Source organism: Micromonospora lupini str. Lupac 08 (assembly GCF_000297395.2).
Taxonomy (GTDB): domain Bacteria; phylum Actinomycetota; class Actinomycetes; order Mycobacteriales; family Micromonosporaceae; genus Micromonospora; species Micromonospora lupini.
This window is the reverse complement of the sequence record NZ_HF570108.1, coordinates 3,799,900-3,814,474: the sequence shown is the minus strand read 5'-3', so window position 1 is coordinate 3,814,474 and position 14,575 is coordinate 3,799,900. Positions and strand designations below refer to the sequence as shown.

Genomic DNA, 14,575 nt, shown 5'->3' with positions numbered 1-14,575 from the left:
CACTGGCGCGGCTGCTCGCCGCTGCCGCCGGTCCGGCCCGACCGGGAGAGCTGGCGGGCGAGGAGGCCGCGCTGGCCGCCTTCCGGGCCGCCCGGGTCGCCGCCCCGGAGCCCACCGCGGCCCGACGACCACGCCGCCGCCGGCTCACCACCGGCGCGTTGGCCTGGATCGGCGCGCTGGCGGCCACCGCCACCGCGGGCGCCGCGTTCGCCGCGGCCGGCCTGGACCGGGCACCCGACCCGGTGTCGCCGGTGCCGGCGCCGAGCAGCGCGCCACCGACCGCCGGCGGTCCGGCGGGGACCACGTCGACCGCGCCGAGCCGGTCGACGCCGTCCGGCCCGCCGTCCTCGGCCGGCACTCCGTCCGTCGGTTCGACGCCGAACGGTCAGCTGCACGGACTGTGCCGAGCCTTCCTGGCCAAGAAGCCCGAGCAGCGAGAGAAGGCGTTGCGGACGCCTGCCTTCCAGCGGCTGGTGACGGCCGCCGGTGGCGTCCCCGCCGTCGAGGCGTACTGCCAGCGACTGGTGCCTGAGGCCACGCCGTCGGCTCCGGCGCGACCGTCCCCGTCGGCGGAGCCGTCCGCTCCGGCGCGGCCGTCTTCCCCCGCCGAACCGTCCACGGCGCCGACGCCGCACGGATCGGCACGGGTCAAGCCCTCCCACCCGGCGGGACCGGCAGCGAACTGAGCATCGGGGCGGTGCGGTTCGTTCTGCCGTGTACCGGGAAATCCGTCTGTTAGACAGAGGTTGGTGGCACCGGCGACGCCGCCGAGAGTGTCGGTGGGTGGGTTTACGGTGGCACAGTGTTCCGGAGTTGGCGCACGACGAAGGAGGCTGCACCGATGGTGACGTCGCCCGAGCTGGATCGCAGCGCGATCCTGCGGGAGTCCGCCGCCGCAGGCAGACATCTCGCCCGCATCTGCTTCAAGACCGGCCCCCCGACATACACCGGCGTCGAACTGGAATGGACCGTGCACGACGCCGCCGACCCTGCCCGACCGGTCGATCCGGTGCGGCTGCGGGCGGCGCTGGGGCGCCACAGCCCCGTCACGCTGGATCCCACGAGCCCCGCCGAGCCGCTGCGACACGGCGGCACCGTGACTCTCGAACCGGGCGGCCAGCTGGAGATCTCCACCCCGCCGCGTTCCTCGGCCGGTGCGCTGATCCAGGCCACCGAGGCCGACATCGCCCAGGTCACCGGCCTACTGGCCGCCGCCGGGCTGACCCTCGGCCGCAGCGGAATCGACCCGCACCGTCGGCCCCGTCCCGTGGTGGACACCCCCCGCTACCGCGCGATGCGTCGGGCCTTCGACCGGCGGGGTCCGGCCGGCCGCACGATGATGTACAGCACTGCGGGCCTGCAGGTCTGCCTCGACATCGGCGAGCCGGACCAGGTCGCGGCGCGCTGGGCAGCGGCCCACGCGGTCGGGCCGCCGTTGCTCGCGGCGTTCGCCTCGGCCAGCCGGCACGCCGGGCGGCGCACCGGTTGGGCGTCCGCGCGAATGGCCGCCTGGCTGGCCATCGATCCGTCCCGGACCCGCCCGGTGTGGGTGCCCGGCAACGCCGACGAGGATCCCACGGCCACCTGGATCCGGTACGTGCTTGCCGCGCCGCTGCTCTGCCTGCGCCGGCGCGGCCCGGACTGGGCCCCGCCGCCGGGTGTCACCTTCGCCGACTGGCTCGACGGCGCGCTGCCCCGCCCGCCCACCACCGACGATCTCGACTACCACGTGAGCACCCTCTTTCCACCGGTGCGTCCGCGCGGCTATCTGGAACTGCGTTATCTGGACGCCCAGCCCGACCGGGACTGGCGTCTCCCGCTGGCGGTGCTGAGCGCGCTCTTCACCGACGCGGGCACCGTGCGCGCGGCGTACACGATCGGCGCGCCGGTGGCGCACCGCTGGTCGGCCGCCGCCCGGCACGGCCTGTCCGACCCGGCGCTGGCCGCTGCCGCGGCCGCGCTGCTCGACCTGGCCCTGGCCGCGCTGCCCCGCCTGGAGCTGCCGGCAGGCACCCACGACGACATCCAACGAGGCGTACGACGGCGGCTGGCCGCCGCACGGAGGGGAGACCGGTGAGCGCGAGGAGTGAGCCGGGGTTGCGAGCCCCGCAGTCGCGAACGGAGGGCGGATCGGTGAGGGGCGAGACGGTGAGTGCGACGGACCATCCGGAGGGGGAGCGGTTGCGGGGGCGGATCGCTGAGGAGTTGGCGCGCGCCCGGTCCCGTACGGCCCTGTTGACCGAGGCGGTCGACGACGACGACCTGATGCGCCAGCACTCTCCGTTGATGTCGCCGTTGGTCTGGGATCTGGCCCATGTCGGCAACCAGGAGGAGCTCTGGCTGGTCCGTGACGTGGGTGGCCGCGAGCCGGTCCGTTGCGACATCGACGAGCTGTATGACGCGTTCAAGCAGCCTCGCCGGGACCGCCCCGCGCTGCCGCTGCTGCCGCCGGCGGAGGCGCGCGCCTACCTGGGCACGGTCCGGGACAAGGTGCACGACCTGCTCGACGCCGTGAGCTTCACCGACCGGCCGCTGGTCGCCGACGGGTTCGCCTTCGGCATGATCGTTCAGCACGAGCAGCAGCACGACGAGACGATGCTCGCGACCCACCAGCTGCGCGCGGGTGCGGCGGTTCTGCACGCCCCGCCGCCACCGGAGCCGACCGCACGGGTCGGCGGCGAGGTGCTGGTGCCGGCCGGTGAGTTCACGATGGGCACCGACACCGATCCCTGGGCTCTGGACAACGAGCGTCCCGCGCACCGCGTCGACCTGCCCGCGTACGTCATCGACGCCACACCGGTGACCAACGGCGAGTACGAGGCGTTCATCGCCGACGGCGGCTACGCCGACCCGCGCTGGTGGAGCGCGGAGGGCTGGGAGCACCGGGTTTCCGAGCAGCTCGTCGCGCCGATGCACTGGCGCCGCGACGGCGACGGCTGGGCGTACCGGCGCTTCGGCCGGTGGGATCCGGTGCGACCCGACGAGCCGGTGGTGCACGTGTGCTTCCACGAGGCGCAGGCGTACGCCGCGTGGGCCGGCAAGCGTCTGCCGACCGAGGCGGAGTGGGAGAAGGCCGCCCGGTGGGACCCGGCGACTGGGCGGTCGCGTCGGTACCCGTGGGGTGACGGGGATCCGACCGAGGCGCACGCCAACCTCGACCAGCGTCACCTGCGGCCGGCGCCGGTGGGCGCGTACCCGGCCGGCGCGTCGCCGCTGGGCGTGCACCAGCTGATCGGGGACGTCTGGGAGTGGACGTCGACGACGTTCCGCGGGCATCCCGGCTTCACCGCGTTCCCGTACCGCGAATACTCGGAGGTCTTCTTCGGCGACGACTACCGGGTGCTGCGCGGCGGCTCGTTCGGCACGGACCGGTCGGCGTGCCGGGGGACGTTCCGCAACTGGGACTATCCGATTCGGCGGCAGATCTTCAGCGGCTTCCGCTGCGCCCGCGACGCCGGCCCGGACGAGTCGCACCGGTGACGCCCGACCGGGCCGGTGCGGCGGCGGCCGGACTGCGCTGATGTGCCGTCATCTGGCCTATCTGGGGCCGCCGGTCAGGCTTGCCGAGTTGCTCTTCGAGCCGGCGCACGCGCTCGTACGCCAGTCCTGGGCGCCACGCGACATGCGCGGCGGCGGCACGATCAACGCCGACGGGTTCGGCGTCGGCTGGTATCCGGACGACGGCGATCCGGTGCGGTACCGGCGTGCCCAGCCGATCTGGAGCGACCCGACGATCGCCGAGCTGGCGGCCGTGACCCGCGCCGGCGCGGTGCTGGCCGCGGTCCGCTCGGCGACCGTCGGGATGGCGGTGCTCGACGGCGCCGCCGCGCCGTTCGCCGAGGGGCGGTGGCTGTTCAGCCACAACGGTGTGGTGCGGGGGTGGCCGGACGCGGTGGTGCCGCTCGCCGCCCGCCTGCCGGTGCGTGACCTGCTGACCCTGGACGCGGCCACCGACTCGGCGCTGCTGTGGGCGTTGGTGCGGCACCGGCTGCGCGCCGGCGACGACCCGGCGGAGGCGGTGGCCGCGACGGTGGCCGAGGTCGCCGTGGCCGCGCCGGGGTCGCGGCTGAACGTGCTGCTCACCGATGGGCGGCGGGTGGTGGGCACCACGGCCGGCCACGCGCTGTCGGTGCGTGCGGCGGCGGGCGCGGTGCTGCTGGCGTCCGAGCCACACGACGACGACCCCGGATGGCGGCCGGTGCCGGAGGGGCACCTTGTCACGGCGACCGTGGACGAGGTGCGGATGTGCCCACTGCCGACCCGGTGAGCCGCACCGGTCGGGCAACGCGAGGTGTGTGACGGAGCAGAGAGGCAGGACCGATGAGCGCGGAACCGTTGGAGATCTACCTTGAGCCGCAGGACCTGGAGCGCGGTCTGCGTCAGGACGTCCGGGCCGGGTTGACCGCCGAGGCGAAGTGGCTGCCGCCGAAGTGGTTCTACGACTCGCGGGGCAGCGAGCTGTTCGAGGAGATCACCCGGCTGCCCGAGTACTACCCGACCCGGGCGGAGCGGGCGGTGCTTGCCGAGCACGCACCGGACGTGGCGTCGCTGACCGGCGCCAAGACTCTGATCGAGCTGGGCTCCGGCTCGTCGGAGAAGACCCGGCTGCTGCTGGACGCGTTCACCCGTCGAGGTGGCCTGGGCACGTTCGTTCCGTTGGACGTGTCGGTAAGTGCCCTGCTGGGGTCGACCGCGCAGATCGCCGCCGACTATCCGGGGCTGCGGGTCCGGGGCATCGTGGGGGACTTCACCCGCCAGCTCGACCGTCTGCCGACCGGCGGTGGACGCTTGGTGGTGTTCCTGGGTGGCACGATCGGCAACCTGCTGCCGGCGGAGCGGGCCGACTTCCTGGCGGCGATGCGCGCCGCGCTGGAGGTGGGTGACTGGCTGCTGCTCGGCACCGACTTGGTGAAGGACCCGTCGGTGATCGTGCCCGCGTACGACGATGCGGCGGGGGTCACGGCGGAGTTCAACCGCAACGTGCTGTATGTGATCAACCGGGAGTTGGGCGCCGACTTCGACCCGGAGGCGTTCGCACACGTCGCCCACTGGGATCCGGACCACGAGTGGATCGAGATGCGGCTGCGGGCGACGCGGCCGATGCGGGTCCGGGTGCTGGACCTGACTGTCGAGTTCGCCGCGGGGGAGGAGCTGCGGACGGAGGTGTCGGCGAAGTTCCGCCCGGAGGGGGTGGCCGCCGAGCTGCGCGACGCGGGCTTCGCGGCGGCACAGTTCTGGACCGACCCGGACGGGCTCTTCGGGGTGACGTTGGCCCAGGTCCGGTGAGGCTCTTCACCCACGACGTCCGACCCGCTCGGTGATCGGTTAGGCTGGTTGCGCGAAGGGGAGTAGCCCCCAATGTCGTGGTCGACATACTGGTGCGTTCCGCACCCGGCCACGCGGCCCCGGTCTCCGGGGCGGGCGAGACCTTCGACTCAGGCTGTTGCAGCCGGGTCGAGGGCGCCCCCGTACCTCCTCCCGGCGTGAACGGGAAGGATGTCATGGAGGGATTCCTCGCCGCGCTGGTCGTCAGCTTCGGTGTCATTTTCGTGGCCGAGCTGGGAGACAAGTCCCAGTTGATGGCGCTGACGTTCGCCACGCGGTTCAAACCGATTCCGGTGCTGATCGGCATCACCGTCGCCACGGCGGTGGTGCACCTGGCGTCGGTCGCCATCGGTTCGGGTCTCGGCGCCGTGCTGCCCACCGAGTGGATCTCCCTGGTGGCCGGTGTGGCGTTCCTCGTCTTCGGCGCGTGGACCCTGCGCGGTGACAGCCTCACCGAGGAGGAGAAGCGCAAGGCCGAGAAGACCAGCAAGACCGCGATCGTGGCGGTGTCGGTGGCGTTCTTCCTGGCCGAGCTGGGCGACAAGACGATGCTCGCGACGATCACCCTGGCCACCAAGTACGGCTGGTTCGGCACCTGGCTCGGCTCCACGGTCGGCATGGTGGCCGCGGACGCGCTTGCCATCCTGGTCGGCCGGATGCTCGGCCGCCGCCTGCCGGAGAAGACCATCAAGTACGGCGCCGCGGTGCTCTTCGCCATCAGCGGCCTCTGGTTGATCCTGGAGGCCGTCAACGAGCTGACCTGAGCACCGACTAGCTGCCCCGCTGGCGGGTAACGGCTCCGGGTGGAGCCGGCGGAGCTGCTGCGCCACGGCGACGAGGTGCTGGTCGCCGTGGTGGAGGTGGCCGGGGCCCTGGTGATCTTCGTGGGCGCCCTGTGGGCGGCGGTGCGGTTCGTGGTCGAAGGGCTGCGGCACCGCACCGCCGCCGTCTTCACGCCGATCCGACTGTCCCTGGGCCGGTTCCTGACGCTCGGCCTGGAGTTCCAACTGGCCGCCGACGTCCTGCGTACCGCCGTGTCACCGTCGTTCACCCAGATCGGCCAGCTGGCGGCGATCGCCACGATCCGGACGGCGCTTAACTACTTCCTGGGCCGGGAGATCCGGCAGGAGCAGCGGCAGGTCACCGACGGGCAGCGGCGGCCGTGATCGGCGCGCTGGTCGAGGTGGTGACCGCGCTGGCTCTGGTCGCCGGTGTGCTCACCGCCCTGTGCACCGGCTCCGTCCGGGTCGCCGTCCGGGTGCTGTTGGACCTCCTCACGGCGGCCGGCCTGCTGCGCCTCGCCGGTGATCCGCAGTGGGGTGGCCTGGCCACCGCGGCGGCGATCGTCGCGCTGCGCCAACTGCTCGCGGCGGCGTTGAGTCACGCGCCGTCGTGGTCGCGCCGACAATCTCCGCCGCGCTGCGCCGAGGACGATCACCACTTACCGTGGGCGGTAGCAGCGAAACAGGGAAAAGCGGGAGGATAACCACATGAGCCGGCACGACGAACCGAACGAGTACGGCTACGCCGGCGGCGCCACCGCTCCCGAGCCCCAGCCCGGCGGCAAGCCCGACGAGCAGGACCTCGCGGAGGAGGTGGCGGTGCCCGGCGACGATCTCACCGCGCCGGCGACCGACGCGCTGGCCGACGAGACCGAGGAGCGTCGGCCCAGCGAGCGCCGCCGCTGACGCGTCACGCATTTCCGGCGGTCGCCCCGTGTGGGCGGCCGCCGGCGCCGTCCCGGGCGACGAGTTCGCCGTCCGTGACCGCCACCTTCTGCCGGCCGGTGCCGGGTGTGACCTGACCACCGTGCGCACGGCCGGTACGTGCGCGATGTCGGGGCGGTCCGGCCGCGCAACCCGTCGTCGCCGCTGACTGGACCACCGCCACCTGGATCGGCGCGGGCAGCGCCATCCCGCCGCCGGCCGCCACGCCTGTCGACGTGGCCAGCGCCATCCCGCCGCGGGCTCCCACCACCGCAAGCGCCGTGCCGCTCCGGCAGGTCGCCGACCACGAACTCGCGCGTGAGTTCCACGGTCGTCGCGAAGAGACCCGCAGATGCGTGCCGACCGGCGAGGGCGCGACGACGGCCAGCAGGGCGTGGCCGCCGCCTGGCGAAGCTCAGGTCGAGGCCCGCCTGGCGAGGCTCAGGTCGAGCTGCCAGCGATTGGCCGTGGACTTTTCCCGGATGTACGCCGCTGCCGAATGGCCCTTTGTCGGGTTGGGCATGCGGGCGCACTTGTTCGCCCTCGAAAACGCATAACTCCGGACATAAGCCCTATGAAGGGCTTTAATGGTTTCACGAGTTGGCAGACGACCTTGGGGGTTTTCGTGAAGTTCTTTGGCGTAACCGGACCCGCGCGGAGGCACTCCTGATGGACCTGCTCCGCCAATTGCGCCACGTGCGTCGGCACTGGTGGGTCGTGCTGGTCACGGTCATGGTGGCCCTGGGCGTCTCGGCGTTCCTGACCGTACGGGCCCAGCCCCGGTACGTCGCTTCGGTGACCTTCTTCGTCACCACCCCCAACCAGGGCGTCACCGACGCCTACCAGGGTGGACTGTTCCTTCAGCAGCGGGTCAAGTCGTACGCGGACCTGCTCAGCAGCGACCGCCTCGCGCAGAGCGTGGTGGCCGAGACCCCGGTCGGGCTCACCGCGGACGAGGTCCAGCACCGGGTGACCACCTCCACGGAGACGGGCACCGTCCTGCTGCGCGCCTCCGTTACCGACACCGACCAGGCCCGGGCGCTGCGGGTGACCGAGAGCCTCGCCACGAAGTTCGTCGAGCTCGTCCAGAAGGTCGAGACGCCGCCCGAGGGCAAGGCGCCGATCAAGATCGAGGTGGTCAGCGGCCCACGGGTCAGCGCCAGCCCCGTCTCGCCGCAACCGACGCGCAACCTCACGCTCGGCGGTCTGATCGGTCTGGTGCTCGGCGTCGGCCTGGCGATCCTGCGCGGCGTCGCCGACATCCGCCTGCGGGACGCCGCCGGCCTGCAACGCGCCACCGGCAGCCCGCTGCTCGGTGACATTCCCTTCGAGAGCAGCGCCCGCACCTCGCCGTTGATCGTCGGTGAGGCCGCGAGTTCGGCCCGTGCCGAGGCGATCCGCAAGCTGCGGACCAACCTGCGCTTCGTGGACGTGCACGAGCCGGCCCGCGTCATCGCCGTGACCAGCGCCCTGCAGGGCGAGGGCAAGACGACGCTCTCCTGCAACCTGGCCATCGCGCTGGCCGAGGCGGGCTGGCGGGTGCTGCTGGTCGACGCGGACCTGCGCCGCCCAAAGGTCGACGAGTACCTGGGCCTGGACGCGGGCGTCGGTCTCACCGACGTGCTTGTCGGTGACGTCCAGGTCGGTGACGTGGTGCAGCGCTGGGGCGACAAGTCCCTGCTGGTGCTGCCCAGCGGCTCCGCCCCGCCGAACCCGAGCGAGCTGCTCGGTTCCAAGGCGATGGCGGACCTGCTGCTCGCGTTGCGCGAGTCGGCCGACATCGTGATCATCGACACCGCGCCGCTGCTCGCGGTGACCGACGGCGTCGTGGTGGCCGTGCAGGCCGACGGCGCGCTGCTGGTGAGTCAGCAGGGCCGCACGTCGCGGGCCCAGGTGGCCGCGGCGGCCCGCGCGCTGCACTCGGTCTCGGTGCGGTTGCTCGGCTGCGTGCTGAACATGGCCAAGGTGGCCAAGGCCGAGGCGTACCAGTACGAGGCCTACCGGGTGGTCGCCTCGCAGGCCACGCCGTCGGTGCCGACGGACCGGGCCACCGCCGCCCGGCACAGCGAGGGCGCCGGGGTCAACGGCGTCAGCGACCGCACCCAGGAACTCACCCGGTTGCCCCGATGAGCGCGGCGAGGGGTCGTAGCGATCGTTCGATCTCCTCAGCGCAGCGACGGAAGTCGGCGATCGTCCCGCCGATCGGGTCCCGCAGGTCGTCCGCGTCCGGGGCGGCGGGTTGCAACCGCCCCCGGGCGTGGGCGGCGGCGGCGATGGCGGCCCGCAGCGGGTCGTCGAGCGACTCGGTGGGCGGCTCGGCCGCCGCCGCCAGTCGGCCGAACTGGCGCAGGGTGAACGTCCGGTGCAGCGCGCCGGGCACCAGCGCGGTGCAGACCGAACGCTGCCGCCGCGTCGCGGTCAACACGAGCGTCGCTTCGGCGAGGTGTTCGGGCCGCAGCGTCCGGCTGGCGAACGCCCCCGGGTCGCCGCCGCCCTCGGCCGCGACCTGGGCGGCGTACGGGTGCATCGCCATCCCGTCCAGCGCGTCCGTGCCGGCGCTGGACACCAGCACGGGCCGGTCGGCCAGCAGTCGGCGGGCCAGGAACTCGGCCATCGGCGATCGGCACAGGTTGGCGTGGCAGACGAACAACACGCGGTCGGCCATCGGGAGCCCTCTCATGGGTGCGGACAGGGGTCGCCACACCGCGAGGGTGGTGCGTCGACGCCGCTGGCCGCGCGGGGAGGGGTTGACGGCATCGTACGCGGGCCGACCGCCCGCCGGACGCGGTGCCGCGCCGGCCGGGGCCGTTCCGTGGTCGTCGGCGGTGTCCCGGTGAAGATCGGCATCCTGTCGTACCACTTTCCACCCGAGCCCGCCTTCATCCCCGGCAGCCTCGCGGAGGAGCTGGCCGCGCGCGGGCACGACGTCCGGGTGCTCACCGGTTTCCCGGACTACCCGGGCGGCCACGTCTATCCCGGCTGGCGGCAGCGCTGGAACCACGAGACGCACAGTCAACGGCTGGCGGTCCGGCGGGTGCCGCGCTACTCCGGCGGCGCCAGCTCCACAGGCGCGCGCGTGGCCAGCTACCTGTCGTTCGCCGGCAGCGTGTCGCTGGCGGCGCGACGGTTCCTCGGCGATGTGGATGCGCTCTACGTCTTCCAGCTCCCCGCGACCACGTTCGCGACCGCCGCGGTGTTCCGGCTGCTTCCGAAGGTGCCGGCCGTGCTGCACGTACAGGATGTCTGGGCACGCGACGGCGCGGAGGCGGCCGGCGACGGCCGCTGGTCGGCGCGGATGGGCGCGGCGATGACCCGCATCTACCGGACGGCCGCGCGGGTTGCGGTGGCCGCGCCGTCGATGCGGGATCTGGTGGTCGCCGCCGGGGCCGACCCGGCCCGGGTCCAGCTGGTGCTGAACTGGACCGACGAGCGCATCTTCTACCCGGCGACGCCCGGCGCGGCGGCCCGGCAGATGGTCCGCCGGGATCGCCGGTGCGTGGTCATGCACGCCGGGACGATCGGCGCCCGACAGGGACTGGAGACGGCGGTACGGGCCGCGGCCGCGCTGGACCGCACCATGGACCTGGTCCTGGTCGGATCGGGCGCGGACGAGCGCCGGGTGCGAGGGCTCGCGGCCGACCTGAAGGCGGAGAACGTCCGCTTTCTCGCGCGGCGGTCACCTGTCGACATGCCCGAGCTGTACGCCGCCGCCGACTACCAGCTGATCATGCTGCGCGACCTGCCGGAACTTCGCGGCACGGTGCCCGGCAAGTTGCAGGCCGCGCTGTCCTGCGCCGCCCCGGTCGTGGCGTCGGCCGGTGGGGACACCGCCGAGCTGGTCGAACGCGCTCGAGCCGGGCTGTCCTGCCCGCCGGAGGACTGGGCCGCGCTTGCCGACCGGTTCTGGTTGGCAGCCACCATTCCGCCGCCGGCGCGGACCGAGATGGGTCGCCGGGGCCGACAGACGTACCTGCGGGAGATGTCGTTGCCGGCCGGGGTGGACCGGATCGAGCGGCTGCTGCACGAGGCCGCCGGCCGGAATCCGCAGGCGGTCGGGGAGCTGCGAGAGAACCTCGCGTAAAGGACGAGAAACGCCATAACGGTACGAGACTCCCGCCGACGTGCTAAGAACGTCAGGGAATCCGACGTACTGTCCGGTTCCGCTTAACGGGAGTGTGGGTGTGACGGAGAGCGAACGGCCGCATCGACGGCGAAGCCGATCCCGGCGTCGCCGGCGAGCCCGACTGCGACGGGCCCTGCTCGGTGCCCTGGTCGTCGGATCGCTGCTGCTGGCCGCGGGGGGATGGGTCGGCTTCCGCGGTTGGCAGGCGCGTGCCCACCTGCTCAACGCCGCCGGCCTGGCCCGGGAACTGAGCGCGCAGGTGGTCGGCGGGGACACCGACCGGGCCCTGCGGACCCTGTCCGCCCTGCAGGAGCAGTCCGGCGCCGCCCGGGCCGCCACCTCCGACCCGAGCTGGAAGGTAGGTCGGCGTACCCCGTTCGCCGGCGACGATCTCGACGCGGTCCGACAGATCGCCGTCGCCATCGACGACCTGGCCCGGCGGGCGTTTCCATCCCTGCTGCGGACGGACCTGACCAGCCTCGTGCCGGCCGAAGGTCGGCTGGACCTGGCCCGACTCACGTCGGTCTCCGCCGAGCTGACCCGGGTGAACGAGGCGGTGCAGGGCACCCGCCGTGACCTGGACGCCGTACGCGCCGATCGGCTGGTCAGCCAGGTCCGCCAGGCGTTGACCGACCTCCGCGGTGAGATCGACCGACTGGCCAGCCTCACCGCGGCGGCCGACCAGGGCGCTCGGCTGCTGCCGCCGCTGCTCGGCGCGAGTGGCCCGCGGCGCTACCTGCTCGTCTCGCAGAACCTGGCCGAGCTGCGCGCCACCGGCGGCATGTTCGGAGCGTACGCGATGATCGAGGCCGAGAACGGTCGCGTCCGGATGGGCCAGCAGGGCAGCAGCGCCTCCCTCGGCCGGTTCACGCCGGCGCTGAAGCTTCCCGCCGAGACCCGGACGGTCTGGACCGACCTGCCGGGCATCTATCCCGCCGACGTCAACCTCACTCCGCACTTCCCGACCGCCGCCTCCCTGTACCGGGAGATGTTCCGGCGCAAGACCGGAACCACAGTCGACGGTGTGCTCGCGGTCGACCCGGTGGTGCTGTCCTACCTGCTCAAGGCGACCGGGCCGGTCCTGGTGCCCGGTGGCGTGCCGCTGGCCAGCGAGAAGGTCGTGCAGACCCTGCTCAACGAGACCTACCAGAGGCTGGACACCGCGCAGCAGGACGCGTACTTCGCATCCTCGGCCGCTGCGGTGTTTGACGCCTTCTTCAAGAAGAATGTCAACCCGAGGGTGTTGTTGTCCGCATTTGACCGTGCTATCACGGAACGCCGGATATTGTTCTGGAGTGCTCGACCGGAAGAACAGCGGACGTTCGGTGACAGCCGAATGGCCGGGACCCTCCCGGAAGAGGACACCGTGCCGACGGTCGGCGTGTTCCTCAACGACGGCAGCGGCGCGAAGCTCGGCTACTACCTGCGGCCGACGGCGAACCTCTCGGTCGGCGAATGCCGGTCCGACGGCCGCCGCGAGCTCCGGCTGCGGGTGACCCTGCGCTCGACGGCGCCGAAGTCAGGACTCAGCAAGTCGGTCCTCGGCCTCGGCCTGGCCGGTGATCCGTACACCGTTCGCACGTTGGTGTCGATCTTCAGTCCGGCCGGTGGGGCCGTCCTCGAGGCCCGTCTCGACGGGGCCGAGACGGCACTTGGCAGCGGCACCGAACGCCGCCGCCAGGTGGCGACGGCCAACGTCGACATCGGCCCCGGCGCCGAGCGAGCGCTGGAGGTCACCGTCCTGACGGCCAAGACCGGCGTCGGGCAGGCCGAGCTGTGGCTGACCCCCACCGCCAGCCCATGGACCACCCAAGTTCATTCCGCACCAAGCTGTGACCAGTAGGAGGGAACCAATCATGCGGCTATCCCGCATCATCATGGCGCTCACGGTCGGCCTGGCCGTGGTGGCCGTGCCGACGGCAGCGGGGGCGGCACAGCCGCAGCCGGCGCCAAGCGCGACCACCGACCCGCCCCAGCCGCCTCCGTACCCGCCGACCGCCGCGTCCCTGACGGTCAACCGGCCGACGATCTACCTCGGCGAGACGGTCATCCTGACCGGGACGGGCTTCGGTCCCAACGAGACCGTCGACATCACGGTGACGGTGGCCCCGTTCGCCGCCCCGGCAGGCGGGCAGGCACCGGCGCGTCGCAGCGACGGCACCACCGTGGCCATGGCGCCGGTAGCGTTCCAGGCGAGCGCGCCGCTGCACTTCACGGCGTTCACCAACGCCCAGGGCAGCTTCACCAAGAGCTACAAGCCGTCGGTGACCGGTCATCTGACCTTCACCGCCACCGGCCGGGAGTCCGGCCGGACCGCCACCGCCGAGCTGCGGGTGCTGCACAAGAAGCAGCCGCTGCCCGTCACCGGTGACAGCATCGGTACGCCGATCAAGCTCGGCGGCGGCCTCGTCGGCGCCGGCGCGATCATGCTGCTGCTGACCCTGGCCTGGCGTCGCCGTCAGCGCTTCGGCGGGACCGCGCACTGACCGGCACCACCACGCGGGCAAGTGCCCGGATCGCACCTCAGGCTGGCGCCCGTCGGATCATTCCGACGGGCGCCAGCCCCATGCCACCCCTCCGGACGGAACCCGTCGAGGTGCCGGCCCGGCTTGATCGACTCGTGTTCCTGGAAAGCGGGGCATCCGAACGACCGGGACACCCCGACATCCAGGATCCCGAGTCGATCAAGCCGGGACCTCTCCCCAGGTCGCTGCCCGCAGACCTCCGCCCAGTCCGCTGCCCGGGATGTCCGGGCTGGCGTGTTCTCGTACGGGCTGGGGCGGGCTTGGTTCTCGTACGGGTTGGGGCGGGCCTGGTCTCGTGCCGGGCGGTGTCGAGGTTGTCTGGCTCGAAGTGGGCTGTGCTCAGGTGGGGTCTGGGCGACCCAGCAGCACGGCGGCTTCTACCTCGGCTCGATCGGCGGCCTGGGAGATTGGGCCTGTCTGCGTGGGCGTGGTCGGCCGGATCTGCCGATGTGACCGGGGTTGCGGGAACGTGATCGACACGGTGTCGGCGATGTGGGGGTGTCACGCCGGCTTGATACCGCGATACCGGCGATCTGGAGTCGATCATCCCGGGGCGTTCCGCGGGATCCGCCTGTTCGCGCCTGGCTGGGCGGGATGTCCGTTTCTGGGAGGTGGCCCGGGTGTGACCGGGTGCATCCGTGGGCCGGAATCGTGGCGGGCCGGGGGTCGTTACATACCCTGACGATCGCAGGACCACGGCCGCACCGCCCGGTCAACCGGGCTGGGAATGGCCGGCCGGGCCGGGTCGTTGCAGACTCCCCGAACGACCGCGTGCCCCGACCGGCCGGCCCGATCCGATGCCTCCAGCCAGGGGCCGGGCCCCGGGAATGACCCCGGTCCGACGGTCGTTACACACGGTCCCGGCGCCACGAGCCCCCCGCTCGCAGGCCGCCACC

At 72.7% G+C, this 14,575-nt stretch carries 15 protein-coding genes; 13 read left to right on the top strand and 2 right to left on the bottom strand.

Annotation, left to right across the window (positions count from 1 at the left end; translation table 11 throughout):
* The 9 genes from MILUP08_RS35390 to MILUP08_RS18620 all read left to right on the top strand — a co-directional run.
* On the top strand, nucleotides 1–686 hold a 686-nt coding region (locus MILUP08_RS35390; protein ID WP_051065749.1), incomplete at its 5' end, for a hypothetical protein.
* Nucleotides 687–841: 155 nt separating this feature from the next.
* A complete protein-coding gene (gene egtA, locus MILUP08_RS18655; protein ID WP_007460434.1) occupies nucleotides 842–2,077 on the top strand; it encodes an ergothioneine biosynthesis glutamate--cysteine ligase EgtA in 1,236 nt (411 codons plus the stop codon).
* Nucleotides 2,078–2,148: 71 nt separating this feature from the next.
* On the top strand, nucleotides 2,149–3,480 hold the full coding sequence (gene egtB, locus MILUP08_RS18650) for an ergothioneine biosynthesis protein EgtB (RefSeq protein WP_039906257.1): 1,332 nt from the start codon (nucleotides 2,149–2,151) through the stop codon (nucleotides 3,478–3,480).
* A 40-nt stretch (nucleotides 3,481–3,520) separates the two neighbouring features.
* On the top strand, nucleotides 3,521–4,267 hold the full coding sequence (gene egtC, locus MILUP08_RS18645; RefSeq protein WP_007460430.1) for an ergothioneine biosynthesis protein EgtC: 747 nt from the start codon (nucleotides 3,521–3,523) through the stop codon (nucleotides 4,265–4,267).
* A 53-nt stretch (nucleotides 4,268–4,320) separates the two neighbouring features.
* Nucleotides 4,321–5,286, top strand: a complete 966-nt coding sequence (egtD, locus tag MILUP08_RS18640; protein ID WP_007460429.1) for an L-histidine N(alpha)-methyltransferase — start codon at nucleotides 4,321–4,323, stop codon at nucleotides 5,284–5,286.
* Between the two features lie 215 nt (nucleotides 5,287–5,501).
* Nucleotides 5,502–6,089 carry a TMEM165/GDT1 family protein gene (locus MILUP08_RS18635; RefSeq protein ID WP_007460427.1) on the top strand — a complete coding sequence of 196 codons (588 nt, stop codon included), beginning with the start codon at nucleotides 5,502–5,504 and terminating at the stop codon, nucleotides 6,087–6,089.
* 39 nt (nucleotides 6,090–6,128) lie between these two features.
* The gene (locus MILUP08_RS18630) at nucleotides 6,129–6,491 is read left to right on the top strand and encodes a DUF1622 domain-containing protein (RefSeq protein WP_007460425.1); all 363 of its coding nucleotides are present in this window, start codon (nucleotides 6,129–6,131) and stop codon (nucleotides 6,489–6,491) included.
* Entirely contained in the window at nucleotides 6,488–6,811 is a 324-nt protein-coding gene (locus tag MILUP08_RS18625) for a hypothetical protein (RefSeq protein ID WP_007460423.1), read from the top strand. Before MILUP08_RS18630 ends, MILUP08_RS18625 begins: the two co-directional genes overlap by 4 nt.
* Nucleotides 6,812–6,815: 4 nt before the next feature.
* Nucleotides 6,816–7,013 carry a hypothetical protein gene (locus MILUP08_RS18620; protein ID WP_007460421.1) on the top strand — a complete coding sequence of 66 codons (198 nt, stop codon included), beginning with the start codon at nucleotides 6,816–6,818 and terminating at the stop codon, nucleotides 7,011–7,013.
* A gap of 4 nt (nucleotides 7,014–7,017) precedes the next feature.
* On the opposite strand, the gene MILUP08_RS18615 is transcribed toward MILUP08_RS18620, so the two are convergent.
* Nucleotides 7,018–7,302, bottom strand: a complete 285-nt coding sequence (locus tag MILUP08_RS18615; RefSeq protein WP_144056960.1) for a hypothetical protein — start codon at nucleotides 7,300–7,302, stop codon at nucleotides 7,018–7,020.
* Nucleotides 7,303–7,700: 398 nt separating this feature from the next.
* On the opposite strand from MILUP08_RS18615, the gene MILUP08_RS18605 reads away from it, so the two are divergent.
* Nucleotides 7,701–9,161 carry a tyrosine-protein kinase domain-containing protein gene (locus tag MILUP08_RS18605; RefSeq protein ID WP_007460417.1) on the top strand — a complete coding sequence of 487 codons (1,461 nt, stop codon included), beginning with the start codon at nucleotides 7,701–7,703 and terminating at the stop codon, nucleotides 9,159–9,161.
* Here MILUP08_RS18605 and MILUP08_RS18600 read toward each other — a convergent pair.
* Entirely contained in the window at nucleotides 9,142–9,696 is a 555-nt protein-coding gene (locus MILUP08_RS18600; protein ID WP_007460415.1) for an arsenate reductase/protein-tyrosine-phosphatase family protein, read from the bottom strand. The two genes, MILUP08_RS18605 and MILUP08_RS18600, sit on opposite strands and share 20 nt — an antisense overlap.
* A 168-nt stretch (nucleotides 9,697–9,864) precedes the next feature.
* Here MILUP08_RS18600 and MILUP08_RS18595 point away from each other — a divergent pair, with 168 nt between their 5' ends.
* The 3 genes from MILUP08_RS18595 (at nucleotide 9,865) to MILUP08_RS18585 (ending at nucleotide 13,640) form a co-directional block, all read left to right on the top strand.
* The gene (locus MILUP08_RS18595; RefSeq protein WP_051065986.1) at nucleotides 9,865–11,112 is read left to right on the top strand and encodes a glycosyltransferase family 4 protein; all 1,248 of its coding nucleotides are present in this window, start codon (nucleotides 9,865–9,867) and stop codon (nucleotides 11,110–11,112) included.
* Nucleotides 11,113–11,212: 100 nt separating this feature from the next.
* A complete protein-coding gene (locus MILUP08_RS18590) occupies nucleotides 11,213–12,997 on the top strand; it encodes a DUF4012 domain-containing protein (protein ID WP_007460413.1) in 1,785 nt (594 codons plus the stop codon).
* A gap of 13 nt (nucleotides 12,998–13,010) precedes the next feature.
* Nucleotides 13,011–13,640: a hypothetical protein gene (locus MILUP08_RS18585; RefSeq protein WP_007460411.1), complete on the top strand. Its 630-nt coding sequence runs from the start codon at nucleotides 13,011–13,013 to the stop codon at nucleotides 13,638–13,640.
* Nucleotides 13,641–14,575: the final 935 nt, after the last annotated feature.